This is a genomic window from Paenibacillus cineris, from assembly GCF_018333335.1.
GTDB lineage: Bacteria > Bacillota > Bacilli > Paenibacillales > Paenibacillaceae > Paenibacillus_AQ > Paenibacillus_AQ favisporus.
The window spans coordinates 4,310,597-4,336,124 of sequence record NZ_BORU01000001.1 but is presented as its reverse complement, the minus strand read 5'-3'; the positions used below and the strand labels follow the sequence as shown (position 1 = coordinate 4,336,124).

The window sequence follows — 25,528 nt, the reverse complement described above, 5'->3', positions numbered from 1 at the left end:
GGCGGGAAACGACTGGCGGCTCGTGGGGGCTGCAGGCATCCGGTGCCAGCGCGAGCACGGATACAACCGCATAGCTTGCTGACGTGCAGAACAAAAACAAAGCCCGGGGATTCCGGGCTTTTTTCTGTACGGCTGTGAGCGATGTCACCCGGCAGCCCGGGATCACTTGATGGCCCCGGCCGTTATTCCGCTGGCGATCTGCCGCTGGAAGAACATGTACATCATCAGGACGGGGACGATGGTGATGAGCAGACCGGCGAAAAGGGGGCCCCATTCGGTACGGTACTGCATCTGGGCCTGCATCATTGCGATGCCGACGGGGAGGGTATAGTGCTTCGGGTCGTTGACCAGAATCGTGCCGATAATGTATTCGTTCCAGATGTTCAGGACGTTGACGATACCCACTGTAATAAGCCCCGGCTGCGAGAGCGGCAGCATCACCCGGAAGAAGATGCCGAAGTAGGACGCTCCGTCCATGGCGGCGGCTTCTTCCAGCTCTTTGGGGAGGCTTTTGAAAAATCCGACGAGCACGAAAATGCCAAACGCAATCAGCGTAGAGGCATACACCAGGATCAGCCCTAAAGAAGAATTCGTCAGATGCATGGAGTTCATCAGGAAAAAGAGCGGGATGAGCGCCAGGCTGAACGGGATCATCATGGAGGCAATGTAAAGCAGGAACAGCGCCGTGCTTCCCCGGAACGGGTAGCGGGCCAGAACGTAGGCGGTAGTGGCCGACAGCAGCAGCCCGAGCAGCGTGGAACCGATCGTCACCACGACGGAGTTCAGGAAGTAATCACCGAAGCTGAACTCCCGCCACACGTAGCTGAAGTTGCTCCACAACAGCGGAAAGTCCGGCAGGGACCAGGGCATTTTGCGGAAAAATTGGTCGTTGTTTTTCAGCGAGTCCAGCAGGGTCCACAGCAGCGGATAAATCACCGATATGCCCCACATGATCAGGATGGCGTAAAACACGATTTTGACCATCGGATTGGAAAGGCCTGATTTCATTATTTGTTCCTCCTGTGCCTAGAAAAATCAGCTGATTTCGATCGTTTCCTGGCGCATGAGCCGCTGCAGGATGATCGTCGTGATCATCGATAAGACCAGAATCAGCACGCCAATGGCCGCACCATAGCCAAAGTGGTACTGCGTGAAGGCCATTTGATACAAGTAGGACCCCATGACCTGGGTGGTGTTGTCCGGCCCGCCGTTCGTCATAATCATCACGATGACAAAAGAGCCGTTGAGCGTGGTCATCATAATGTTGAGGATGGACACCTTCATCTGTTCCCAGATCAGCGGCAGCGTGATATGGCGGAATTGGTGCCACTGGCCAGCGCCTTCAAGGCTTGAGGCCTCGTAGTAGGATTCCGGTATCCCCTGGATCGCGGCGATCAGGAGAATCATATAAAAGCCGATGCCGGCCCAGATGGCGGGCGGAAGCAGCATCCAGATCGTGTGGCTGGTGAAGCCGAGCCACGTAATGTCCACTTTGTCTTTGGTGAACAAGGACAGGAAGGAGTTCAGAAAGCCGATTTGCGGATTATAGATAAAATTCCAGAGGACGCCGATGACGACGACGGAAATGACGTTCGGAATGAAAAAAATCGAGCGAAAAAAATTGGCGAGCCGAAATTTGAAGCGGGTCAGAGCGACCGCAAAAAACGTCGCCAGAATCATGATGCCGATAATTTTGCCCGCGACGAGAAAATAGTCGTTGCCCATCCCGATCCAGATGATGGGGTCGTGAAGCATCTCCTTGAAATTGTCCAGGCCGATAAACGTTTTATTGTCCGAGGAGCCGGACCAGTCATACAGCGAGTAATACATCGCCTGCAGTACGGGGTATACCGTAAACACGCAGAAGAACAGGAACGTGGGAATGATGAAGGTTGCGATAAACAGGTTGCGCTGCCAGGCGTTCGTCCCCAATTTCATCTTCGTTCTCCCTGCCTTTCACCTAAAATGTACGGAGGATAACAGAGAGCGTTCATCCCCGTCATCCTCCGCGTTTCCTGCCGGTCTATCGCATTATTTCTTCACTTTCTTGGCGACGTCCACGACGCGCTGTACCCACTCTTCCGGCGTGATTTTGCCGATGGTTAGGGCATCCGTGGCATCCTGCATCGCCTTATCCACGTCGGCGTTAAAGGTAATGGACGGAACGACGACGGTGTTGGAATCGGTTAAATACCGCGCTGCATCTTTAACATGGCTTGGCGCGCTGGAGCTGCTGATGTCGCCTTTGATGTTGGACGGAGCGCCGCTCAGCTCGGCCCACTGCGAAGCCTGGGCTTCGGAGAAGATGAACTGCAGGAATGCTTTGGCCGCTTCCTTGTTTTTGGCGTTCTTGGCGATCGCCACGTTGGCGGTGGAAGTGTTGGCGACGACTTTGCCGCCTGAATCCTGCGTCACCGATGGAATGAAGCCGAAGGAGAATCCGCCCGGGACGTCCTTGGCCATTTCGTTTGGCAGCCAGAGGCCGTTCGGGATGAAGGCGTCTTTGTGCTGCAGGAACAGCATTTGCGAATCCGTGTGGTTGATCTGGATGGAGGCTTTGTCGATAAAGCCTTTGTCGCGAAGCTCGACGATTTTGTTCAGTGCGGTCAGCACGGCGGGCTGCTGGAAGGCTTCCACTTTGGAATCGGCCATGTCCTGCAGAATGGAAATATCGTTGTTGTTGGCGGATACGATCGCCGGGTACAAAATCGCACCGTTGATGTAGTACGGATATTTGCCGGTATGGATAAACGGAGTCACGCCCGCCGCTTTGATTTTGTCGCTGACGGCCAAGAAGGACTGCCAGTCTTTGGGCTCTTCCCAGCCTTTTTCCTGGAAGAGGGCTTTGTCCCAGAACACGCCCCAGGAGTTCAAAACGAGCGGGATGTCGTAGACCTTGCCGTCAAACAGCTGCGGCGGCTGTGCCAAAATATCGCTGATTTTGGTGCCGTCGATGTTCGTGGCGTCCTTCATCCAATCCGTCAGGTCCTCCAGCTGGCCATCCTCCACCATTTGGCGGTCGTTCAGGTTCGGGCCGTCAATATACACGAAGTCCGGCGGATTGCCGCCGACCCAGCGGGGCTTCATCTGGTCGTTGATTTTAGGCCCGCCGCTTTCTTTAACGTTCAAATCGGGGTTGGCCGCTTTAAAGTCGGCGATGACCTTTTTCCACCACTTGTCGCCGTAGCCGCCGACGAAGTACTGGATTTCAAAGTCTCCGGTCAGTTTTTTGGTGCTGTCATCGGTCGTCGTGTTCGAGCTGGAATCGGTGTTGGTCGTTGTGGCGGTTGTTGAGGAGGACGCGTCTTCGGTTTTCGTCGAAGTGGACGAGTCCTTGGAGCCGCATCCGGCCAGCGGGGCGACGATCATCAAAGCCGCAAGGCTGAGTGCCGCCAAATGTCTCTTGAACATCATAAAAGCTAACCCTCCTTAAGTGATTGTGCAACGCCATAGTGGTTGTCTATCTTGGATTACAGCGCCTAAAACCATCATAAGGATTCGGGGGGAGAGGCTCTATTGAATATCTTCCATGAATTCTTTGTTATTTTCTGTTCGTGGGGAAAAAAGGAGGATAATCTTCTACTTGGGATGAGGCAGGAAAATGTGAGGTTGTGGAGCGGCCCCGTGCAGTGCTGCTGGGCCGCTGCCGCTTTCCCCTTACTCCGTTCCATGGACCTCCTTCTGCACCTTCTCGGCGTAACGCTGCAGCTCGTCCAGCGCCTCCTTCGGCGAGACGTGGTCGTGCAGGACCGCGTCGCCCATTTTCCGTGCGGTATCCATGATCGACTGCCATTCCGGCTGCTGGATCGGATAAAAGCTGGATTTCCGCAGCTCCGCCAGACGCTGCTTCACCATAGGATCCGCTGCTGACAGCTTGGCTCCGGCCTCCTCCATCACGGGCAGGAAGCCTTCCTGCGCGATGATTTCCTCATACACCGGGCTGGAATACAGATAATCCAGGAACGCGGAGAGCGCCTCCTTGTTGGTATGGTCTGTTTTGAACGAGACCAGGTTATCATGCACGCCGAACAGGAGCGGCTTGCGGCCGTCCTTGACGGGAATAGGGCCAGTGCCCCACTTCAGATTCGGGAACTCCCTCGGCATGACGGTGCCGAAATAATTGCCTGAAATCATCATCCCCAGTTTCCCGTCCCCGACGATGCGCTGCTTCTCGTCCCGGGTGGTGACGGTCGGCTCGGGATCGGTTAATCCTTCGTCGTACAGGTCCTTCAGAAAGGCCAGGCCCTCGACGTTTTCCGGCGAATTGATCGTCCATTTCCCGTCACGGAACCACCCGCCGCCTGCCCCCAGGAAGAAATAAGAGAGATAGGCCTGGATTTCGTTATCGCTCAAATCGACGCCGAAGCCGTGGGCCTTGCCGGTGTTTTTGATTTTGAGGGCATCCTTTTTCAGCTCCGACCAGGTGGCCGGTGCTTCGGATATGCCAGCCGCCTCGAAAAGGTCCCGATTGTAATACATATTCCGGGTGGACGAAACGTACGGAATGGCATACTGCTTGCCGTCCCATTGGTCGAGCTTCATCAGGTCCGGATAAAATTTCCGCTTCAGCTCTGGCGAAATGATCTCGTCCATGTCGTTCAGGAGGCCGTCCTTCGCAAAATGTGTGTACACGTTCGTGTTCAGCAGGTCCGGCGGCTGATTTTTACTGATCATCGTAGTATAGATGCCGTCGAGGATGTCCCAGTTGGCCACCTGCAAATTGATGACGATCGACGGGTTCTTCAGCATGAAGTCCTGCACCAGGCTTTCGAGCAGGGGCCGTGTCTCCGAGCTGTACTCGGAGGCGACAAAATTGATGAGCGCAGTCTGCTCCTCCGGCGGCTTCATCACCGGTTTGGCATCTTGCGGGCCGGAGCAGGAGAGAAGGAGCGCCGGAATGCCCAGCAGGCAGAGGGAGATCCCGGCAAGCCGGGTCAGAAAACGGGAAGTCATCGGCTCTCGCACCTTTCGATGGTTATTGTTTATTTATCGATAAATGGAAAGAGGAGTTTCTGATTTTCCGGGGAATACATGTTGGCCTTGGTGACGACGATCGAATTGGTGTAGGTTTCCGGCTTGACCTTTTTGCCGTTGATGAGGTCGAGCACGGTCTGTACGCCCAAATATCCGATGTTAAAAGGCTGCTGCACGACGGTCGCGTTCAGGGTGCCTTCCTCGAGCAGCCGGATTTCGCTGGCGGACGTGTCGAAGCCGATCAGCTGGACAAGCCCGGTCCGATGGGCTTCCTTGACCGCTTTGGCGGCGCCGAGGGCTGCGGATTCGTTCAGCGCGATGATGGCGTTCATGTCGCGGTGGTCCCGGATCAGCGTCTTGGCGATCAGGTACGAACGCTCCTCGGAATCGGAGCAGTAAAACGTGCCATAGATCGCCGAGGACGAGGCCTCAAGCGCTTGGCGGATGCCCTTTTCCCGCTCGGCCGATACGCCTGACGTCACGAAATCGCTGATGATCACTGCCCTTAGCGAACCGCCGGTCTGCTCCAGCGCCACTTTGCCGGCCTGGACGCCGGCAGTGACATGATCGTTCGACACGAAGGCCGGCGGCGATTTCAGGCTGAGGGGCGTATCGATAATGACGAGTGGGATGTCCTCATCCTGGATGTTCTTGAGCTCGTCCATAATGCGGTCGTCGTTGATCGGGGCGACGACGACGGCCTGCGGCTTCTGCTTGAGGACGCCCTTCAGCAGCTGGAGCTGCGACTCGGCGTCCGTCTCCTGCAGCGGGCCGGTGATGCTGATGCTGGCCCCGGCCTCCTTGGCGGCCGCTTCGGCCCCGGCGCTCACCGTCTGCCAGAATTCGGAGCGGATGTTGTGCTCCTTGAGAATCACCGTCACGCTTCGCTCCTGAGGGGGCGTCGGAATAAACAGCTTGAAGTACAGGATGATGTAGACGCAGGATATGACAAAAATGATGGCCAACAGCAGCGTGGCACGTTGTATGCGCATGGGTGTTACTCCTTCATTTTGGGGATGGTGATGGTGACGCAGGTCCCTTCTTCCAGCTCGCTGCGGATTTGGATCCCGTACGTATCGCCGAAGTACAGCTTCACGCGCTCGTTGACGTTGGCAATCCCGATGCCGCTGGATTTCGTCCGGCCGGCCGTCCTGTCCTCCGGCGGGTTCCAGATGCGCCCGATTTGCTCCTCCGTCATGCCCAGCCCGTCGTCTTCCACTTCAAATTGGATCATCTGGCCCAGGTCGCGGGCCCGGATGACGATTTTCCCCGGTTCGGGCTTGTTGCGGATGCCGTGATAAATGGCGTTTTCCACAAAGGGCTGCAGCAAAATTTTGAGCGTCATGAAACCTCTGATTTCCTCCGGCACGTCAATGTCGTATTCCAGCTGCTCGTTGTACCTCATCTTCTGTATAAGCAGATAGTTGGTGATATGCTCAACCTCCACCTTGATCGGCACCAGCTCCTTGTCCTTTGTAATGCTGGCGCGGAACAGTTTGGCCAAAGCCGAGGTCATCAGGACGACTTCCTCGTGCTTCTTTTGCTCGCCCATCCATACGATCGAATCGAGCGTGTTGTACAGGAAGTGCGGATTGATCTGCGATTGGAGCAGCATCAGCTCGCTTTTTCGTTTGTTCTCCTGGTTGTGGATGATTTCCTGCATCAGGTTCTTGATCTGGGCAAGCATCAAATTAAACGACCGTCCGAGCTGGCCGATTTCGTTCGGCTGGTCGATCTTCGTGCGGATATTGAAGTTGCCGCGCTCGACCTTTTTCATATCCCGCTGCAGTATGCGGATCGGCTTGGACATGCGGTATGACAGCACGAGCGACAGCAGCAGGGAGAAGAGGATGCCCATGATGGCGTACAGCAGGATAGACCTGCGGATCGTGCCTTCGTTCGCGATCAGGTCGTCCGCATAGGCCACCCCGACGATTTTCCAGCCGAAGTTCGTGTCATGCACCGAATAGATGCGCTTGCCCTTGTCGTCGTTGATCGTGAAGGAGGTACCGCTCTTGGCACCGGTGACCTTGGCGATCTGCTCCGTGCGCAGGTTGCTGTATATCAGCTGCTGCTGCGGGTGGTAAATGATGTTCCCGTTCTGGTCGACGATGAATACGTAGCCCTTTTTGCCCAGGTTAATTTTGCTGCAAATATCGTTGATGATGCTCAGGTTCAGGTCCACGAGAAAAATACCCTCACCCCGGATCCCGTCCGTGCTCTTCAATTCGCGGCTGAGGGAGACGACCCACCGGTATTCGTTCTGGATGACGTTCTGCACGTGAGGTGGCGAAATGACGGATTGTCCGCCCTTGCTCTTCGCTTCCTTGTACCAGGACTGGTCCTCCAGCTTGGTGTTCGGGTTGAGCAGGGTAATCCGGCGGTCGGACACGTAATGGCCGTTGTATCCGAACACCATGATGGCTGAGATATCTTTGCGCGAGTACAGGATGGCCTGGAACAGGTCGGAGATGCGCTTTTCGTACGGCCGCCGGTCGCTTGTGCTGATAAACGTGTTGTTGGAGATGTAATACTTGACGTCTTTGTTGGTCATGGCCAAGAGGCTGATATTTTCCATGTTGTCGATGTAAGACTGGATGTTGGAGTTGACCTGCGTGATGATTTCCTGGACGTAGCTCTCCGAATTGGTCTCCATCGCGGCGACCGACAGGTTGTAGCTGTTCAGGCTGATGACCAGGACGGTAATCAGGATGAGGCAGGAGAAGGTGAAAAAGATGCTCGACTGAATGCTTTTAAACGGCAAAAAAGGAAGGAGGGAGGCGCGCTGTCTGGTCATGGCTGCGAGCTCTCCTTGGCTTGCCTGTCGCGGAATTCCCGCGGCGTCATGCCCGCATGCTTCTTGAACAGGATGCTGAAATAGTTCGGGTCGTTGTAGCCGACCTGACCGGCGATTTCGTAAAATTTGAGTCCGGTGTGTGCCAGCAGCTCCTTGGCTTTGTCCATTCGGGTCCGGGTCAGGTACTCGACGAAGGTTTCGCCTGTATGCTGCTTGAAGACGAGGCTGAAGTAGCTGGTGCTCATCAGGACGTGGCGGCACAGGTGCTGCAGCGAGATATCTTCATCGGCATAATGCGTCTCGATGTAGTCGACGGCCTTGCGGATCTGCATACGGGTCAAATGATGGCGGTTTTCGGCAACGGCGTTCATGACGGAGGTGACCGTCTCCGTGAGCCAGGCTTCGATCTCGTCGAGCGTTTTGTATTTGTAGACGTCGGTCAGCAGGATCGAGCGCGATTCGTGCAAGCCCAGCTCCTGAATGGTGTTCATGAGGGAAAGGATGACCTTTTGGATGTGAAAAATGCACGAATCCATCGGTTCCATGCCCTGTTTCAGGTCGCAGACGAATTCCCGGATCAGCTGGCGGATTTCCTCCAGGGAGCCGGTCTTGACGGCGGAAGCCAATTGGCGGTCCCAATCCGCACGGAGCGTCCCGGCGAGGGCGGGCCGGCCCTCCATGTCCAGCAGGCTGATCACCCGGTTTTTGCCGAGCAGAAAGCGGTAATCCAGCGCGGAAAGGGCGCTTGTGTACGATGCGGGAAGCTGCTGCGCTGCCTGTACTGCTTGTCCGACGCCGATGGTAACGGTGAATTTTAAATATTTATGAATGTAGAAGCGTGCTTCTTCGGCCACCCGGAACGCCTTTTCGTACACATCGGTATCCTCGGCGCCGTCCGAGACGACCAGCGCGATGCGCTCCTCGCGTGTGCGGAACAGCAGCAGGTCCTCGCGGAGGGCGATTTCCTCGAACACGTTGTAAGCGGCATAGCGTAGAATTTCCGTGTCCTGCCCGCTCTCGCTCTGCAGGGAACGGGAGCCGAAATCGTCGATATCAGCCACCATGGCCAGGCACGGCGAAGCCAGCGGTGTCAGGCCGAAATAGCGGAAGCGCTCCTGTGCTTCCTCGGCTTTCATCCCGGTAACGACGAGACGCTCCAGGAAGCGCTCCTTTAGAAGCGGCAGGCTCTGCTTTAGCTGGCTGTAGAGCCGGCTGAAATCCTCGCGCCTGCGGGTCTCTTCGTCCATCTCGGCCTTGACCTTCAGAAGCAGCTCGCGGATTTCCTGGGCAGTAATCGGTTTCAAAATAAAATCGGAAACCTTGAGGCGAATGGCCTGCTGCGCGTATTCGAACTCGTCGTAACCGGTCAGGATGATCATTTTGATATGCGGATATTTGGAGCCAGCGGCGGCCGTCAGCGCAAGACCGTCCATAAACGGCATGGAGATGTCCGAAATGATAAGATCCGGCATGTTCAGATCGATCGCCTCCAGCGCCTCGCGGCCGTTGGCGTAATCGCCGATCAGCTCGAAGCCGAGCTCCTGCCAGCCGATCGTTCGCTTCAGCCCGTCGCGGACAACCGCTTCATCGTCGACGATGAATACTTTGTACATGGTATGCCCCCTGTCTTTTGTTCGATGCCGTAAGGCTTCCGGACCCAGGGTCCTTGTTCACAAAAGCGTAATAATGCTGGAATAATTATACTGTAAAAGCGGATTTGTGGATATGGGGAATGTGCGAGTCAAAGATGGAACGTCAGGAAGAACTGCCTATAACGCCGACTCGGAAAGCGATTGAGAAAGGAACATATGTTTGATAGGATAGAAAATAAGCTGTCTAAACAAACTTAAGGGTTATCGAATAAAACTGGGAGATGAGCGGATGTATCAGTACATAGATGAGGAATACGTAAAGGTGGATTTTGGCCAAGCCGATCTGAAGGAAGGGGAACTGAAGGGATGCACCTTCCATCAGTGCAGCTTTCGCGGAGCCGCGCTGGATGAGGTCTGGACGACCGGCTGCCGGTTTATCGAATGCGACTTTGGGGGAGCGACGCTGAACGCTTCTGTCCATGCCCGGTCGGCGTTTACAAACTGCCGCTTTGCGGGAGCCAATCTGTTCGTAAGCAAGTTTGAGGATTGCAAAATGACGGGCAGCGACTTCTCCGGCGCATCGCTGGACGGCATCACAATCCAGGGCGGGGACTGGTCGTACACGAACCTGCGGCACGCCAATCTCGTCAAGCAGCAGCTGCGGGGCATCCGTTTTGTAGAGGCGGACTTGTCGGAATGCAATCTGCAAAAAGCGGATCTCCGTGAGGCGGATTTGAGCGGCGTCCGGCTGGCGAAGGCCGCGTTGAACGGTGCGGATCTCCGGGGCGCGAAGCTGGACCGCTTTGATTTCCGGTCGATCGACCTCACCGGGGTGCGGATCGACCTGGAGCAGGCGGTCGGCGTAGCCCGGGCCTACGGCGCCAAGGTGGACTAAGGACTTCACCGAGACTGCCGCCGATGGCCGCTCCGCCTTAGAACCGCCTGTACATGCCGACCGATGCCGGTGCCGTCTCCTCGAAGCCGAACTGCCGGTACAGCCGGTCGGCCGGCACATCGGCGATCAGGCTGACATAGGCGGTGGGCGGAGCGTTATGGTCCAGGTAGCCGGTGATTTCGGCCATGATCCGCTTGCCCAGGCCCTGGCCTTGATGATCGGGATCAACGGCGATGTCCACGACGTGGTATATGCAGCCGCCGTCCCCGATGACTCGGCCCATGCCGATCAGTTTCCCTTCCAGGCGGAGGGTCGCGATGAAGAGGGAGCCCTGAAGTCCCCTGCGGGAAGCTTCGATGTCCTTGGGGCTGAGGCCGGCCTTTACCCGCAGCTTGTTGTACTCCTCTGCTTCCGGGACATCGTGTCCTAGCTGAATGTGTGAATTCATCATTTCACTCCTTTGCTCCCAAGTATATCTGAAGCTATGAAAGGCGTCACGGCTCAACAGGCAAGCACGACCTGCTTGCAACGCGATGCTCGCAGCCGCCAAGCCACGCAGCGGGATGTTGCTTCCCCATCAAGCTTGAACGCTACCGCAGCATCATGGTGCCGCCGTCAACCATAATGGTTTGCCCGGTAATAAATTTGGCGTCCCTGCTTAGCAGGAAGCAGACGACCCGGCCGACGTCATGCTCGCAGTCGCCAAGCCGCCGCAAAGGGATGTTGTTGACCATTTTCTCGTAAGCTTCGGGCATCTTCTCTTTCCATTCCAGCACGCCTTCGGAAGCTGCAATCGGGCAGACGATGTTGACATTGATCTGATCCGGCCCCCATTCCTTGGCCGCCACGCGGGAAATGCCGCGCAGGGCTTCCTTGGCGGCTGCGTAGGAGGTTTGCGTGGGCATGCCTTCGAGCGCCGCTCCCGACGCAAAGTTCACGATCGAGCCCTGCGTTTCTTTTAAATAGGGGTAGCTCCATTTCATCAGATGAAAAGCGGGCAGAAAGCCTGTATGCAGCGCCAGTCTGAGCTCTTCTTCAGTCGTATCCAGAAAGGGCACGTTCCTGGAAGCCTGCGCGCAGTTCACCAATCCGTGGAGCGTTTTGAACTTTCCGATAACCTGCTTAAAGCCTTGAGCGACCTCATCTTTATCGAGCAGGTTGACTTTCACAAACATGCATTCCGCTCTTTCGCTAACCTCCTTCTCCGTGATGCGTCCCTTTTCTTCGCTGCTGTCGAAAAAGGCGACCCTGGCGCCCTCTTTGGCGAGAGCCATAACGACCCCCCTGCCGATGCCCGCCGCGCCCCCATTGACGAGAATCGTATGATCCGCTAATTTCATAGGTTTGATCAGCCTCCTGATGTTGGGTTTGTTTGCGTTCGATTGCTCTATCCGAAGCGCCGTAATGATTTTTACATCCGGCTGTGATCCCAGATATTCCTTATGTTTAAGGATGATGTCGCCCGTACCATAATGACTGTAAGACGATTGAACAGATCCGCCAGTGATGCAGCAATTCCCGTTACACGCATCCGCCAATAACACCGACCGTATTACTATGTTCCTTCCCGAGGATAATTACACCATGGACCCGATGATCCGTCCCTTTCCCTTATGGATGGGTGAAAAAGAAGGCTGAGCCCCTTTTGCCGTATTCCACTAACAATGATACAATCATTTATACAAACACAAAGAGAGAGGCGAAGTGATCATGACAGCAAACGATCGCATGCTGGTGTTCGTCGGTTCATATGCCGAAGCGGCATCCGACGGAATCTACGTATACGAATTGAATGAAGGGAAAGGCGAGCTGACGCTGCTCGACAAGGTGGACGGCAACAAAAATCCGACGTTCCTGAACGTGGATCAGGCGGGAAACCTGCTGTACGCGATCAGCGAAACGGCAGACGAAGACGGAACGAAGACGAGCGACGCCGCAGCTTATACGATCGATCCGGAAACAGGCAAGCTGACCGAAGCCAGCCGGGCGTACGCACTGAACGGTCCGGCATGCCACATTCAGCGGAGCGCAAACAACAAATATTTGACGCTGACCAGCTATCATAAAGGCACGATCAGCCTGGTGGAGCTTGCCGCCGGCGGCAAGGTGGGAAGCGTGCTGGATATCCAGCAGCATGTCGGACAAGGCGACTACAGCGGAGTGGCTCCGCATCTGCATTCCTCGTTTTACAGCCCGGATCAGCGCTTTTTGCTCGCGTGCGACCTTGGTCTGGATCTCATCCGTACATACCGGATCGACGAAGCCGAAGGCAAGCTCGTGCCCGTGAGCGACACCCGGGTGGAGAAAGGCGCCGGACCGCGCCATCTGACTTTCCATCCGAACGGAAAATTCGCGTATGTCATCAATGAATTGAATTCGACGGTAACGGCCTTTCAATACGATGAGGAACACGGAACGCTCGAGACGCTGGAAACCGTGCCGACGCTGCCTGCCGAGTGGACGGGGGCTAACGGCTGTGCGGAAATTACGATTTCTGCCGACGGCCGGTTCCTGTACGGCTCAAACCGTGGTCACGACAGCATTGTCGTCTATGCGGTCGATCCGGAATCCGGCAAGCTGACAACGGTGCAGCACGTGTCGACGGAAGGCCAGCACCCGCGCCATTTTTCCATCGTTCCCGGCGGTAAGCATGTGATCGCAGCCAATCGGGATACGAATAACCTGACGCTCTTCACCGTAGACCAGGATACCGGCAAATTAACGTATACAGGCCATTCGGTCGAAGTGTCCAAACCGGTCTGCGTGTGGGCTGTCCGCTTCTAAAACCATATTCCCCTGAAGGTCCGGCGGGCTTTCGATGCCCGGCTGATCAAGGATTTTTACGATACAGGACACCGGATGCACGATCCGGACTCATCAATCGGGGAAACGGATGGTACAATAGAGATAGCCAGTAAGAAAGGATGGATGCGTGTGGAAGAGACCATGGAAGAATCCGTCAAGCACGAGTCTTGCGGAACAGGCGAACGGAAGAGCCACCATTCCCCCAAAACGAAAAACAACCTGATCAGCCGCTTGAACCGGATCGAGGGGCAGATCCGCGGCATTAAAGGCTTAATCGAAAAGGATACGTACTGCGACGACGTGCTGAACCAGATTTCGTCGGTCCAATCCGCTTTGAACGGGGTCAGCAAGCTTCTGCTCGAGCATCATATGAAGAGCTGCCTGATCGAACGCATTCAGGACGGGGAGAATGAAGTGATCGACGAGCTGCTAATAACGATTAATAAATTGATGAAATAATCGATACGGCTCGGAGATCAAAGGATTCGAAAGAATCCTTTTTTTGTAGGCAAAAATATAGATTAGGGGGGTATAGTAAAATAATGGTTGACTAATTATAGGGTAGGGGGGTATACTTCATTACAAGGAGATGGTGATCGATGATTCGGGCTCATGCCAATACCATCTTCCAACTAAAACGATCCGAGGAGAGATGATATATGAACCAAGTTACATTACAGGTTAACGGCATGTCCTGCATGCACTGCGTCAATTCCATCGAAGGTTCGATGAAGGCGCTGGGTGCGGACGCCAAGGTCAACTTGGCCGACGGGACAGTCACGGTAGCGTATGACAGCGGGAAGCTGTCGCTTCAATCCATTAAGGAAGCCATTGAAGATCAAGGCTATGAGGTCGCCTAACGAATAAAAGAAACGGGGTGTCGTTGCAATGGAAACTTACGGTAGGGAGCAGGAGCAGCTGAATCAGCAGGAGCAAGCGTCTTTGCAGATCACAGGCATGACTTGTGCCGCATGTGCCAACCGGATTGAGAAGGGGCTGAAAAAGCTGGATGGCGTGTCTGAGGCCAACGTGAATTTTGCGATGGAGCGCGCCACGGTTACGTATGATCCGAAACGGACCAGCATGGATCATATGGAGGAAGCCGTCAAGAAGCTGGGGTACGATACGGCCAAAGAAGTGGTCGATCTGGATATTACCGGGATGTACTGCGCGGCCTGTGCGGTCAAAATTGAAAAAACGCTCAACAAGATGCCTGGGGTAAAGAGCGCCAACGTCAATTTTGCGATGGAGACGGCCAGAGTGGAATTTAACCCGCTGGAAGTCAACGCGGGCGACATGGAGAAGCGGATCGACAAGCTGGGATACAAGGCGACTCCCAAGCGGGAACAGACCGCTGATCCGGCAGAGCAGCGCAGCCGGGTAATCACGCAGCAGAAGCGCAAGCTGCTGATCTCCGCTCTCCTGTCTCTGCCGCTGCTGTGGTCCATGGTCAGCCACTTCTCCTTCCTGTCCTGGATCTGGATGCCGGAGTTGTTCATGAACCCGTGGTTCCAGCTCGCACTCGCCACCCCGGTACAGTTTTATATCGGAAGGCAGTTCTATAAAGGGGCGTTCAACGCCCTCCGCAACAAAAGCGCCAATATGGACGTTCTGGTCAGCCTGGGCACATCGGCCGCTTACTTTTACAGCCTGTTTCTAACCATCGAGTGGGCTGCCGGAGGCGGAAGCCTTCATCACGGCCCGGAAATGTATTATGAAACAAGCGCCGTGCTGATTACGCTGGTCATTATGGGTAAGCTGTTCGAGCTGCTCGCGAAAGGACGGACGTCCGAAGCGATCAAAACGCTGATGGGGCTGCAGGCGAAGAATGCCGTCGTTATCAGAAACGGCGAAGAGCTCACCGTTCCGGTCGAAGAGGTTCTGGCCAGGGACATCGTCCTTGTAAAGCCGGGCGAAAAAATTCCGGTGGACGGACTCGTGCTCGAAGGGGCGTCGGCCGTCAACGAATCGATGCTGACCGGCGAGAGCATACCGGTTGAGAAAAAGGCCGGCGATTCCGTATTCGGAGCGACCGTCAACAAAAACGGGCGGCTGAAAATTCAGGCGACGAAGGTCGGCCGGGAAACGGCCCTTGCGCAAATTATCAAAGTGGTGGAGGAAGCGCAGGGCTCGAAGGCGCCGATCCAGCGGGTAGCCGACGTCATCTCCGGCATCTTCGTCCCGATCGTGGTCGGCATTGCCCTCCTGACGTTCGTCGTCTGGTACTTCTGGGTTGCCCCGTACGACTTTGCCAGTGCGCTGGAGAAGGCGATTGCGGTTCTGGTTATCGCCTGCCCGTGTGCCCTCGGACTCGCGACACCGACGTCGATCATGGCCGGGTCGGGCCGCGCCGCCGAGCTGGGCGTCCTGTTTAAGGGCGGCGAGTATCTGGAGTCGACGCACCGTATCAATACGGTCATCCTGGACAAAACGGGCACGGTCACGAAAGGGAAGCCGGAGCTGACCGATGTGCTCACTGCATCAATGGATGAGCGCGAGTTTCTGCGGCTGGCCGGCTCGGCGGAGAAGCCTTCGGAGCATCCGCTCGCTGAGGCCATCGTAGACGGCATCAAGGCCCGCGGCATTGCGCTTACCGAAGCCGGGGAATTCGAGGCGATCCCGGGTTACGGCATCCGGGCCGTCGTGGACGGCCGTGAGGTGCTCGCCGGAACCCGCAAGCTGATGGAGAAGCATGGCATCCTTGCCCGGGATGCCGAGAGCAGCATGACGAAGCTGGAGGAAGAGGGCAAAACGGCGATGCTCGTCGCAGTAGACGGCCGGTACACCGGACTGATCGCCGTTGCGGATACGATCAAGGAAAGCTCCAAGGCGGCGGTCGGCCGGTTGAAAGGCTTAGGCATTCAAGTGGTCATGATCACCGGGGACAATGAACGCACCGCCCAAGCGATCGCCCGGCAGGCGGGCATTGACGAGGTGCTTGCGGAGGTTCTGCCGGAAGGGAAAGCCGCCGAAGTCAAAAAGCTGCAGTCACTTGGCAAAAAAGTGGCCATGGTCGGCGACGGCATCAACGATGCACCGGCCTTGGCGCAAGCCGATATCGGCATGGCCATCGGAACAGGGACGGACGTCGCCATGGAAGCGGCGGATGTGACGCTGATGCGAGGTGATTTGAACAGCATTGCCGATTCCATCGAAATGAGCCGGAAAACGATGCGCAATATCCGCCAAAACCTGTTCTGGGCGCTTGGCTACAACACGCTGGGCATTCCGGTCGCGGCCCTCGGACTGCTCGCTCCCTGGATTGCAGGGGCAGCGATGGCGCTGAGCTCGGTCTCGGTTGTCCTGAACGCACTCAGACTGCAGCGGATGAAACTGCAGATGAACCCGAAAGGAGAGCGGGCTGCATGAAACGTTCATTGGGACTCGCCGCACTGCTCGGACTCGCGGTGCTGACCGCCTGCGAGTCCGAAACAAAAGCGATAAAAGGAGATGGAGAACAAATGAACATGTCACATGATCATCACACGGCCCATGGGCCGGCAAAGACGAACGGCGCAGAGGCCAGTACGCATAACCACGGCGGCGGCCAAACAGGAGAGCTTCAGGAAAAGGACGTGAACGTAAGTTGGACGTACGCAGATGGCCAAGCGCCGGAAGCCGGCGTGGATACGAAGATCACCATGGCATTTACGCATGACGGCAAGGCGATTGAATCCTTCGAAACGACGCATGAACAAAAAGAGCATCTCATTATCGTCAGCAAAGATCTGTCATACTTTCACCATATTCATCCGGAGTACCAGGGAGGAGGCGTGTTTGAAGTGAACAACCGCTTCCCCGCAGGCGGAGATTACAAGCTGATCGCCGACTTTGTTCCGGAAGGCGGAGGCGCGATGAATAAATCGGCGTGGCTTCAGGTGAAGGGTGCACCGCTGCCGGCTGCTCCCGTTAAGCCGGACGGGGAGCGGGTCAAAACGGTGGACGGACTGCGGGTGACGCTGGATTTTGACCGGCTTGCGGCAGGGCAGGAGCTGATGCTCACGTACACGATCGAGGATGCCGAGACCGGCGCACCGGTCACCGACCTGCAGCCGTACCTGGGCGCCGTCGGACACGTGGTCATTCTGTCCGAGGATGCGGAGCAGTACCTGCACGTCCACCCGATGGATGAAAAAGGCTCCGGGCCAAAGGCCGAGTTTATGACGACCTTTCCGCACGCCGGCATCTATAAAATATGGGGGCAGTTCCAGCGCGACGGACGCGTCATTACCGTTCCCTTCGTCGTGAACGTGCCGTAATCTGCTGCCGGCTGTCACCAGGTACCAGGTATATTCATCGAAGCGATAAGGAGTGAGGAAGGTTGGGTCAGCGCAAATTTGCGGTTACCCCCGGCTTCGGGGTCGGGGGAACCGTGTTCTCCCCGAAACAGCTTGCAGCGATCGGCGGCATGGCCGACAGAGTCGTCAACGTGGAAATGACCGGCTTCAAACAGCTGTACGTGACGGCAGAAGAAGAACGTCTCGCAGAGGTTCAGGAGGAACTCAGGGCCGCCGGGCTTCAGATTCACCCGGCGGGTTTTGTGACCAAGAGTCTGATCGCCTGCCAATTTTGCCGCGGAGCGGAAGAGGCCGGCTTGGATGTGGCGAGAGCTCTGGATCTGGCGATCGCGGGCATAGCGGTACCGAGTCCGCTGAGGATCGGGTACGCCGGCTGCGCACTCGGAACGAGCGAACCGCTGCTGAAGGATATCGCCGTTGTCAAGATGAAAGACAGCTACGATCTCTATGTCGGAGGTGAGCCGAAAGGGATCAAGGCCGAATTGGCCAAGCTGCTCTTGACGGGGCTTCAGGCGGAACAGCTGATTCCGGCCGTCACTCGGCTCATTGCCCAGTTTCAGGAGCATGGAAAAAGGAAGGAGTCCTACCGCCGTTTTGTCCAGCGGTTTACCCTCGAGAAGCTGCGCGAAGCCGCAGAGGACGCCGCCGGGGACATATCCTCGCAAGCAATGCAGGCCTAAAACGGCAGGATTTTCTTTTATACGTACAGGCACAGATGGGCCTTCGCCCACATAGAATGAACAGACCGCAGCCTAACAGCAGGAAGCAGCAGCCATGTTTTCGCGGTGCCCAGTCATTCAGCAGGAGGTGTCATCTTTGCCCGGACTTTTCAGCTTTATCGCCCTTTTCATTAAAGAATTAACGCTGCTGGTATCGTACGTCAAAAACAACGCCTTTCCGCAGCCGCTGACAGAGAAAGAGGAAAGTAAGTACCTTCAATTGATGGCGGAAGGAGACGCCCACGCCCGTAATATGCTGATCGAGCATAATCTGCGGCTGGTGGCGCACATTGTGAAAAAATTCGATAATACCGGCGAGGATCTGGAGGATCTGATCTCGATCGGTACCATCGGGCTCATCAAAGCTATTGAGAGCTTTCAGGCAAATAAAGGCACGAAGCTGGCCACGTTCGCAGCCCGCTGCATCGAAAATGAGATCCTGATGCATTTGCGTTCCTTGAAGAAAACGAGGAAGGACGTTTCCCTGCACGATCCGATCGGAACGGATAAAGAGGGAAATGAAATCACGTTGATTGATATTTTGGGCAGTGAGGCGGACGACGTGGCCGACATGGTCCAGCTCAAGATCGAGAAGAGCAAAATTTACCGGAACCTGGACATTCTCGATGAGCGCGAGCAGGAGGTCATCAAAGGCCGCTTCGGCCTGGAGCACGGCGGAGAAGAGCGGACACAGCGCGAAATCGCCAGGGAGCTCGGCATCAGCCGCAGCTACGTGTCGCGGATCGAGAAGCGTGCCCTGATGAAGCTGTACCATGAATTTTATAAATCCAAGCAATAGCTTGCAGCGCAGGAAACACCGATGCTTTTGTCTAATTGACATAGGAAACAGTGAGTTTGAGTAGATAAAGTAATGATTGATAGTCCGAAGGTTCGTGGCGTTTAACGTCACGGGCCTTTTTCTTTTTCTCGCCGATGGTCTTTGATGACTCCCATAATCCAGTATCAAAAAGTATCCTACCTTACAAAAATGATCGGACCATACAAAAAAGTGCGTACTATTCAGGCGTAGAGGAACTTGATAATCTTACATATAGAACGATCGATCCAGATTTCGCCGAGCGGTACGGTCGTTAAAATCACAGGTGAGGTGCGAAGGTATGCAGAAATATTAGCTTACTTTGAAAGATAAGAACGGCACTGTCCATAGAGATAGAGTAGGAGGGGATTTATATTGACTAGACAACATAAGCTTCTGACTTTGAATTTATTTTTATTGACTTTTGTCCTGGGAACCAGTGAATTTGTGATGGTCGGGTTGTTAACCGAAGTGGCCACGGACATGAAGATCGCCATATCGATCGCAGGCTCCTTGGTGTCGGCCTTTGCCCTGTCTTTTGCCATCGGTACCCCGGTCTTCACGGCGTTATTCAGCCGATTCTCCAAGCGCCCGCTCATCCTTGCTCTGATCGGCGTATTTATTATCGGGAATATGATCACGGCGATATCCGGATCCTATGGTTTGCTTCTGTTTTCCAGAGTGATCACCGCCGTGGTTACTGGCGTCCTGATTGCACTTGCGATGGCTGTGGCCAGCGAAACGCTGCCACCGGAAAAGAGAGGGCCTGTGATCTCTATCATCTTTACGGGTTTCACTGTGGCCAGCGTTCTTGGCGTCCCCCTTGGCACATTCATCGGGCAATGGGGCGGGTGGCATATGTCTTATTGGTTTACGACGCTATTGGGGATTGTTTCACTGATAGCAAGCTCTGCAACGATCCCGAGGGGACTGAAGGGGGCGCGGAGTTCACTCAAAAACCAACTTCGATTATTTACCTATCCCAGAATTGTACTTGCTTTCTTTATTCCTGCATTTAGCATTGCGGCAACTTACAGCGTCTATACGTATTTAGCCCCTATGCTGCAGGATGTGCTTTTTGTGCCGGCACGGTATATTAGCCTAGTCTTTTTGCTTTATGGTATCGTGTCCATCTTTAGCACTTTAATCGGGGGGAAGCTGGCTGCCGGTGGCGGGATGGGAAAAATTCGCTATATCTTCCTGGCTCAGGCTGTCATTCTCGCGTCGCTTTATGTATCTTCCGGCTCGCTTGCCGGGGGGCTCGTCAGCATCTCATTGATCGCCCTCGCTGTGTACCTTATGAACTCGACGATGCAGCTGTATTTCATGGATTGGGCCGATCGGCACGTTCCCGAGGCCAAAGATTTGGCTTCCTCCTTAACTTCCGTATCCATCAATGTCGGGATCGCGATGGGATCCGCTTTGGGAGGTTTCGTCACGAAGAGTATGGAGCTCATTGATCTTTCCTGGTCCGGGGGAATGATGGCTGTTTTAGCATCTTTATTGGCTTGGATCACCTATCGTTTAGATCGGGGAGCCCGCAGCGTATCCAGAGAGAAGAATGGGCTGCGCACCAATACGAAGGAAGTTCGTGATCACGGAATTTAAGAAGAAGAGGTACCCGCCCAGGGTACCTCTGTTTTCCACATTCGAAGCGGCTGTTTAGGCATGCTTTGGGCTGGTATAGGATACTTCATCGGGATAACTTTCGATATAGGCAGTGCCAAAATCGCATAACATCGTGAGCATGGGAGCAAATTGTTCGCCCAGCTTGGACAAGCCGTATTCCACTTTTGGTGGCGAAACCGGGTAAACCTTGCGAATAATGAGTCCGTCGTTTTCCAGCATCCGCAGCTGCATCGTGAGCATGCGTTGGGTCGCTTCGGGAAGCAGCCGCTGCAGCTGATTAAACCGTACCGGACCATTGGCTAATTCGTTTAATATGGATATCTTCCATTTACCGCTAACTAAGCTTAGTATAATTTCCGAGGTACAGCGATATGTTTTGTCTCTAAAGGTTATCATCTGTCGACACATCCCCTACAGAAGAATAGAAAAAACATGGGTTTTCCAGTTCAGTCAAATTATAGATCAGTCATTCCATATATTATGTTGAACCATGCCCCTTGTCAAGAACTTCTGGATCGACTAGTACATAATTAATGAAGGAGGCCCCAGCATTCGAAAAAAGGCCTCTCTTACCGTTTGAAGTTCATTCTTCAGAGCGGAAAGAGGGGCCTTTTGTTCTGCGACTACACCTGCCAAATGCTGGACTGGCGGAAGATCGGTTCATACGGCAGCACGATTTTGACCGGCAGCGGAAAGGGATCCCCGGTGATCTGCAGGATCGTTCGCGCGGCCATGACGCCGATCTCAAACGTCGGAATATGAATGGTGGAGAGCGGAGGAACGGTATAGCGTGACGGTTCGTTGTCGTCGAAGCCGACGACGGCGAAGTCCTGGGGCATGCGGTAGCCTTTCTCGGAAATGGCCCGCATGGCGGCCATCGCCATGATGTCACTGGCCGCGAAGACCGCCGTCGGGAGCTTACCCTGATGCTCCTCCAAAAAGGTCAGCATGAGTCGGTAGGCCCGATCGGGCTCCCATTCGGCATTCAGCACATACTCCGGCTGAACCGGTAAGCCGGCCTGCTCCAGAGCCTGCTTGTACCCCCGGTACCTTTTCTCCCGGTCGAATTGGCCGGACAAGCCCGTACCTCCGATAAACATAATCTCGCGGTGGCCCTGTCCGGTCAAATGCTTGACGGCAATCGACGCCGCTTCGACGCGGTCGTACGAAATGGTCGGGATGCTCGGGTCGGAAACGTCGATTCCGACGACATGCGGAACGTGTTTTTTGAGATAGCTGTATAATTTGGGCTCAATGCCCTCGATCACGATTAAACCGTCGATTGAATCTTTGCCGGAGATTTGCTGCAAAATTTCATTTTTTTGCAAATCTTCTTGCGTGTAGGTAAAAGCGATCTGGTATCCGTGACGGGCCAGTTCCTTCTCAATCCCTTCAAAAATAACCGAAAAATAGGGATGGTAGCGCCGTCCCTGCATGGTGGATACGACGCATCCGATTTTTTTGACTGCGGCCTGGTCCTGGGGCGGCACCTTCGCCATGTATCCGAGCTCCTGCGCCGCGTCCCAGATCTTCCTCTTGGTCCCGCTGCTTGAGGAGCGATTCGAATCGTCGGCCAGTACGCGGGAAACGGTCGATATGGAGACGCCGACGCGTTCGGCAATATCTTTTAATGTGGGCATGTCATGACCTGCCTTTAATGTCAGATGAGGATTCTGCAAAACCTGTCGTTTGGATTGCTTACTCTATATGTTAAGTAAAATAAAATCACAGGTCAACTGAAAAACGGTGATAATGTTTTGCAAATTATAATAAAATTATTGCAAAATAGTTGCAAAAATTGATTGACTAACTTTTTCATCAGAGGTATGATTTTCATGAGATTGAGGTGATATAAGCAAAAAAATAAAGGGAAAGGGGTTATGTCATTGCGATATTTCAAAAGTTTCTCTGTTTTTGCTCTAATTTGCATGTTATTTTTGCTGATTGGTTGCGCAAAGAATGATGGCTCTGATGCTTCCGCTACCTCTGCCGGTTCAACAGGCAAAACCAAACTTGTGTTTTGGAGTCATCAGGAAGATGCCATTATGAACGCTTATAAAGCGCTGATCGCCAAGTATCAATCTTTGCATCCCGACATTGAGATCGACTACCAGACTTTCCCTTACGACGTGTACAATCAGAAGCTCAAGGCATCCTTCTCCGCCAAAAATCCGCCCGATATCGCAGAAATGTTCGGTACCTGGGTACCGGAATATTCGAAAAACGGGGCGCTTGTGGAGATCCCGGAGGCCGAGCAGCTGCGGAAGGAGTATTACGAAGCCCCGCTCGGAGGGTACACGTTGAACGACAAGCTGTATGGACTGCCGCTCGAATTTAACATCGAGAACGGCGGAATGCTGATTCACCCGAAAATGCTGAAGGATCAGGGCATAGCGAGCCCTCCGGCCACATGGGACGAACTGGTTGAAGACGCCAAGAAACTGACGGTGCGGGACGCAAACGGCATCAAGGTGAAGGGATTCGATTTCGTCTCCAGCGACAATATTACCTTCACGTTCCTTTCCTTGATTCTGCAGCAAAACGGCAAGTATTGGGGCGATAACGACCATGTGGACTTTCAAACCCCTGAAGCACAAAAGGCGATGACCGCCTTAACCTCTTTGATCGCCACCGATAAAGTGGCGGACCTCACCACGTTTGGCGGTGAACTTGACACCTCAGACTACTTCTTTCAAGGCAGCTCGGCAATGACCTACCGGGGTCCATGGACGATTGCTGCAGGGCTGAATACATACAAGGTGAAAGACTTTGAGTATGTGCCCGTTCCTTCCTTTACGGCAAATCCGCCTTCATATGCGGCCGAATCAGGCTGGGGGCTCGTAGCTTCCCAGAAGGGCAAGCATCAGGAAGCGGCCGTCGATTTTATCAAATTCATGTCATCCGACGATAATCTGCTCGAGTGGAACCAGGGAACGTTTACGGTTCCGGCCAAAAAAGCGGTGGCGCAAAATCCCGTTTACGTCAAAGCGAATCCTTATATGAAAACATCGCTGGATATTTTGGAGCTGGGTCAGTGGATCGGGCCCATTGCCGACCGGGACTTTTTCTTTAAAACGATCAATGATCATTTCCAATTGATGGCGACCGGCCAGGAATCGGTGGAAAGCGGTCTGCAGCAGATTGAAAAAACCATCAACGACAGTCAGGATCAACATAAATGATCGGAGTGGTGTTTCCATGAAGCATGATGCTGCAGCAAGCAGCAGTCCAGGGATCGTCCCCGGTACCCCGAACCGCAGAGGGGAGAAAGGAAGGGGCCGCTGGTTCATCTATTTATCGCTGGCGCCGATCCTGCTGCTATTTGGTGTATTCGCTTTCATTCCTATTGGATGGAGCTTGGGACTTTCGGTATTTAAGTATAATCCGCTCAGCGCAAGCGCGCTGTTCGTCGGGGCGGACAATTATATCCGCATGCTGGGCGATTCCATTTTTATCAAGTCGCTGTGGGTCACCTTTAAGTTCGTCGTCATTGCCGTTGCGGTCAACATCCTTATCACCTTGATGTTTGCCGTCGCGATCCAGCGGATCCGTACGGGGTGGCTGCGGAACCTGATGCGAACCGTCTTTTTTCTGCCGACGATCGCGCCGCTGGCGGGAACGGCGATCGTATGGAGCACGATGTTCAATTACAATCACGGGCTGTTTAATATCGTGCTGACCCAGCTCCACATGGCTCCCGTGCAGTGGCTGAGCGATCCTCATTATGCGCTGTACTCGGTAATTCTGATGACGCTGTGGGCTGATATCGGGTATAACATCGTGCTCTTTATCGCCGGTCTGGATTCCATTCCGGATATGTATTATGAAGCGGCCATTCTGGACGGAGCGAGCCGCTGGCATTCGTTCTGGCATGTGACGCTGCCGCTGCTCCGGCGCACGATGCTGTTTGTTTCGGTGACGACGGTCGTCTCCTATTTCCAGGCTTTCGCCCAGTTCCAGATCATGACCAAGGGTGAGCCGTTTAACGAGACCCGGGTGCTGGCGCTCCATATTTATGAGCAGGCGTTCTCCAATTCCAACATGGGATATGCGTCCGCGATGGCCACGGTGTTTCTGATCATTATTTTAGTGGTGACCCTGCTGCAGCTGAAGTTGGGGCGCACCGAGTGGGAGTACTGACAAGGGGGACTTTCGATGCACCGGAGGAATAGATGGTTCGACGGCATCGTCATGCTCGTGCTGATCGCAGCCGGATGCCTGATGCTGCTGCCGTATTTGTGGATGGTTTTGTCTTCTTTAAAAAGCAACATGGAAATCGTGTCCGGCTCGCATGCGCTTCTGCCGCAGCATCCCAGCCTGGAGGGGTACCGGACCGTCCTTGAAGACGCACCGTTCGGAAGGTGGTTTTTGAACAGCGCGATGACGTCGGTTGTCATTACGGCCGCGACGTTATTTACGAGCGCCCTGGCGGGATACATTTTCGCCAAGCATCAATTCAAGGGGCAGAGGCTGCTGTTCATCCTGATCTTGGCAACGATGATGATTCCGTTTCAGGTGGTCATGATTCCGACGTATCTGATTACGGCCAAACTGGGGCTGGTCAATCATTTGCTGGCGATTATCCTGCCCAATCTGGTCAGCTCCTACGGAGTGTTTCTGGCGAAGCAGTTCATCGAGGACATTCCCCAGGATCTGCTCGATGCCGCAAGGATCGACGGGGCGGGCGAGCTGCGGCTGATGGTCCGGATCATTGCGCCTCTGATTCTGCCGATGCTGTCGGCGCTTGGTATTTTTACGTTTATGAATGCATGGAACAACTATTTATGGCCGCTCATTATTTTGAACGACGAGAGCAAAATGACCGTGCCGCTCGCCCTTGTTTATTTTAACGGAACCCATATGGTCAACTATAACGTCGTCATGTCGGCGGCTGTGCTCATCACCCTGCCGGTCATTGTGGTGTTCCTGATTTTCCAGAAGCAGTTTATTAAAGGACTTACGATGACAGGCATGAAATAAAAAGAGAAGAGACCATGAGGAG

The 25,528-nt window shown here is 54.5% G+C and carries 23 protein-coding genes; 12 read left to right on the top strand and 11 right to left on the bottom strand.

Annotated features, from left to right (window positions below; all coding sequences use genetic code 11):
- Positions 1-162: 162 nt before the first annotated feature.
- The 7 genes from KI379_RS20220 to KI379_RS20190 form a co-directional block, all read right to left on the bottom strand.
- Complete coding sequence (locus KI379_RS20220) at positions 163-1,008, bottom strand: carbohydrate ABC transporter permease (protein WP_212984506.1); 846 nt, start codon at positions 1,006-1,008, stop codon at positions 163-165.
- A gap of 27 nt (positions 1,009-1,035) precedes the next feature.
- Entirely contained in the window at positions 1,036-1,938 is a 903-nt protein-coding gene (locus KI379_RS20215; RefSeq protein WP_076169693.1) for a carbohydrate ABC transporter permease, read from the bottom strand.
- 93 nt (positions 1,939-2,031) lie between these two features.
- Positions 2,032-3,414, bottom strand: a complete 1,383-nt coding sequence (locus tag KI379_RS20210; RefSeq protein ID WP_089548283.1) for an ABC transporter substrate-binding protein — start codon at positions 3,412-3,414, stop codon at positions 2,032-2,034.
- Between the two features lie 243 nt (positions 3,415-3,657).
- Positions 3,658-4,953, bottom strand: coding sequence for an ABC transporter substrate-binding protein (locus KI379_RS20205; protein ID WP_212984505.1), 1,296 nt, complete (start codon positions 4,951-4,953; stop codon positions 3,658-3,660).
- A 29-nt stretch (positions 4,954-4,982) separates the two neighbouring features.
- Complete coding sequence (locus KI379_RS20200; RefSeq protein ID WP_076169695.1) at positions 4,983-5,966, bottom strand: substrate-binding domain-containing protein; 984 nt, start codon at positions 5,964-5,966, stop codon at positions 4,983-4,985.
- Positions 5,967-5,971: 5 nt separating this feature from the next.
- A complete protein-coding gene (locus tag KI379_RS20195) occupies positions 5,972-7,771 on the bottom strand; it encodes a cache domain-containing sensor histidine kinase (protein WP_212984504.1) in 1,800 nt (599 codons plus the stop codon).
- A complete protein-coding gene (locus KI379_RS20190) occupies positions 7,768-9,384 on the bottom strand; it encodes a helix-turn-helix domain-containing protein (protein WP_212984503.1) in 1,617 nt (538 codons plus the stop codon). The genes KI379_RS20195 and KI379_RS20190 overlap by 4 nt, the downstream gene beginning before the upstream one ends.
- A gap of 268 nt (positions 9,385-9,652) precedes the next feature.
- Between KI379_RS20190 and KI379_RS20185 the strand changes: the two genes are divergently transcribed.
- Positions 9,653-10,258, top strand: a complete 606-nt coding sequence (locus KI379_RS20185) for a pentapeptide repeat-containing protein (RefSeq protein WP_076169703.1) — start codon at positions 9,653-9,655, stop codon at positions 10,256-10,258.
- Between the two features lie 37 nt (positions 10,259-10,295).
- On the opposite strand, the gene KI379_RS20180 is transcribed toward KI379_RS20185, so the two are convergent.
- Positions 10,296-10,709, bottom strand: coding sequence for a GNAT family N-acetyltransferase (locus KI379_RS20180; protein ID WP_306433682.1), 414 nt, complete (start codon positions 10,707-10,709; stop codon positions 10,296-10,298).
- Between the two features lie 139 nt (positions 10,710-10,848).
- Positions 10,849-11,598: an SDR family NAD(P)-dependent oxidoreductase gene (locus KI379_RS20175; protein ID WP_163879691.1), complete on the bottom strand. Its 750-nt coding sequence runs from the start codon at positions 11,596-11,598 to the stop codon at positions 10,849-10,851.
- Between the two features lie 370 nt (positions 11,599-11,968).
- Between KI379_RS20175 and KI379_RS20170 the strand changes: the two genes are divergently transcribed.
- The 8 genes from KI379_RS20170 (at position 11,969) to KI379_RS20135 (ending at position 20,505) form a co-directional block, all read left to right on the top strand.
- Entirely contained in the window at positions 11,969-13,042 is a 1,074-nt protein-coding gene (locus KI379_RS20170) for a lactonase family protein (protein ID WP_212984502.1), read from the top strand.
- 162 nt (positions 13,043-13,204) lie between these two features.
- On the top strand, positions 13,205-13,522 hold the full coding sequence (locus KI379_RS20165; RefSeq protein WP_089550326.1) for a metal-sensitive transcriptional regulator: 318 nt from the start codon (positions 13,205-13,207) through the stop codon (positions 13,520-13,522).
- A 200-nt stretch (positions 13,523-13,722) separates the two neighbouring features.
- Positions 13,723-13,923, top strand: a complete 201-nt coding sequence (locus tag KI379_RS20160; RefSeq protein ID WP_076169707.1) for a cation transporter — start codon at positions 13,723-13,725, stop codon at positions 13,921-13,923.
- Between the two features lie 28 nt (positions 13,924-13,951).
- Entirely contained in the window at positions 13,952-16,432 is a 2,481-nt protein-coding gene (locus KI379_RS20155; RefSeq protein WP_280518766.1) for a heavy metal translocating P-type ATPase, read from the top strand.
- A complete protein-coding gene (locus tag KI379_RS20150; protein ID WP_212984501.1) occupies positions 16,429-17,322 on the top strand; it encodes a hypothetical protein in 894 nt (297 codons plus the stop codon). Before KI379_RS20155 ends, KI379_RS20150 begins: the two co-directional genes overlap by 4 nt.
- Positions 17,323-17,384: 62 nt before the next feature.
- Entirely contained in the window at positions 17,385-18,041 is a 657-nt protein-coding gene (locus KI379_RS20145; protein WP_212984500.1) for a nitrite reductase, read from the top strand.
- Positions 18,042-18,177: 136 nt separating this feature from the next.
- A complete protein-coding gene (gene sigK / locus KI379_RS20140) occupies positions 18,178-18,879 on the top strand; it encodes an RNA polymerase sporulation sigma factor SigK (RefSeq protein WP_076169711.1) in 702 nt (233 codons plus the stop codon).
- Positions 18,880-19,272: 393 nt separating this feature from the next.
- The gene (locus KI379_RS20135; protein WP_212984499.1) at positions 19,273-20,505 is read left to right on the top strand and encodes an MFS transporter; all 1,233 of its coding nucleotides are present in this window, start codon (positions 19,273-19,275) and stop codon (positions 20,503-20,505) included.
- 54 nt (positions 20,506-20,559) lie between these two features.
- Here KI379_RS20135 and KI379_RS20130 read toward each other — a convergent pair whose 3' ends face one another.
- Positions 20,560-20,922, bottom strand: coding sequence for a winged helix-turn-helix transcriptional regulator (locus KI379_RS20130; RefSeq protein WP_076169713.1), 363 nt, complete (start codon positions 20,920-20,922; stop codon positions 20,560-20,562).
- 227 nt (positions 20,923-21,149) lie between these two features.
- Positions 21,150-22,166: a LacI family DNA-binding transcriptional regulator gene (locus KI379_RS20125; RefSeq protein ID WP_089548270.1), complete on the bottom strand. Its 1,017-nt coding sequence runs from the start codon at positions 22,164-22,166 to the stop codon at positions 21,150-21,152.
- A 405-nt stretch (positions 22,167-22,571) separates the two neighbouring features.
- Here KI379_RS20125 and KI379_RS20120 point away from each other — a divergent pair, with 405 nt between their 5' ends.
- From KI379_RS20120 to KI379_RS20110, 3 genes are read left to right on the top strand one after another with little or no spacing between them, the layout of a single operon-like run.
- Positions 22,572-23,708, top strand: coding sequence for an ABC transporter substrate-binding protein (locus tag KI379_RS20120; protein ID WP_212984498.1), 1,137 nt, complete (start codon positions 22,572-22,574; stop codon positions 23,706-23,708).
- A 16-nt stretch (positions 23,709-23,724) separates the two neighbouring features.
- Complete coding sequence (locus KI379_RS20115) at positions 23,725-24,666, top strand: carbohydrate ABC transporter permease (RefSeq protein ID WP_076169716.1); 942 nt, start codon at positions 23,725-23,727, stop codon at positions 24,664-24,666.
- A gap of 15 nt (positions 24,667-24,681) precedes the next feature.
- Positions 24,682-25,506: a carbohydrate ABC transporter permease gene (locus KI379_RS20110; protein WP_212984497.1), complete on the top strand. Its 825-nt coding sequence runs from the start codon at positions 24,682-24,684 to the stop codon at positions 25,504-25,506.
- Positions 25,507-25,528 lie beyond the last annotated feature (22 nt).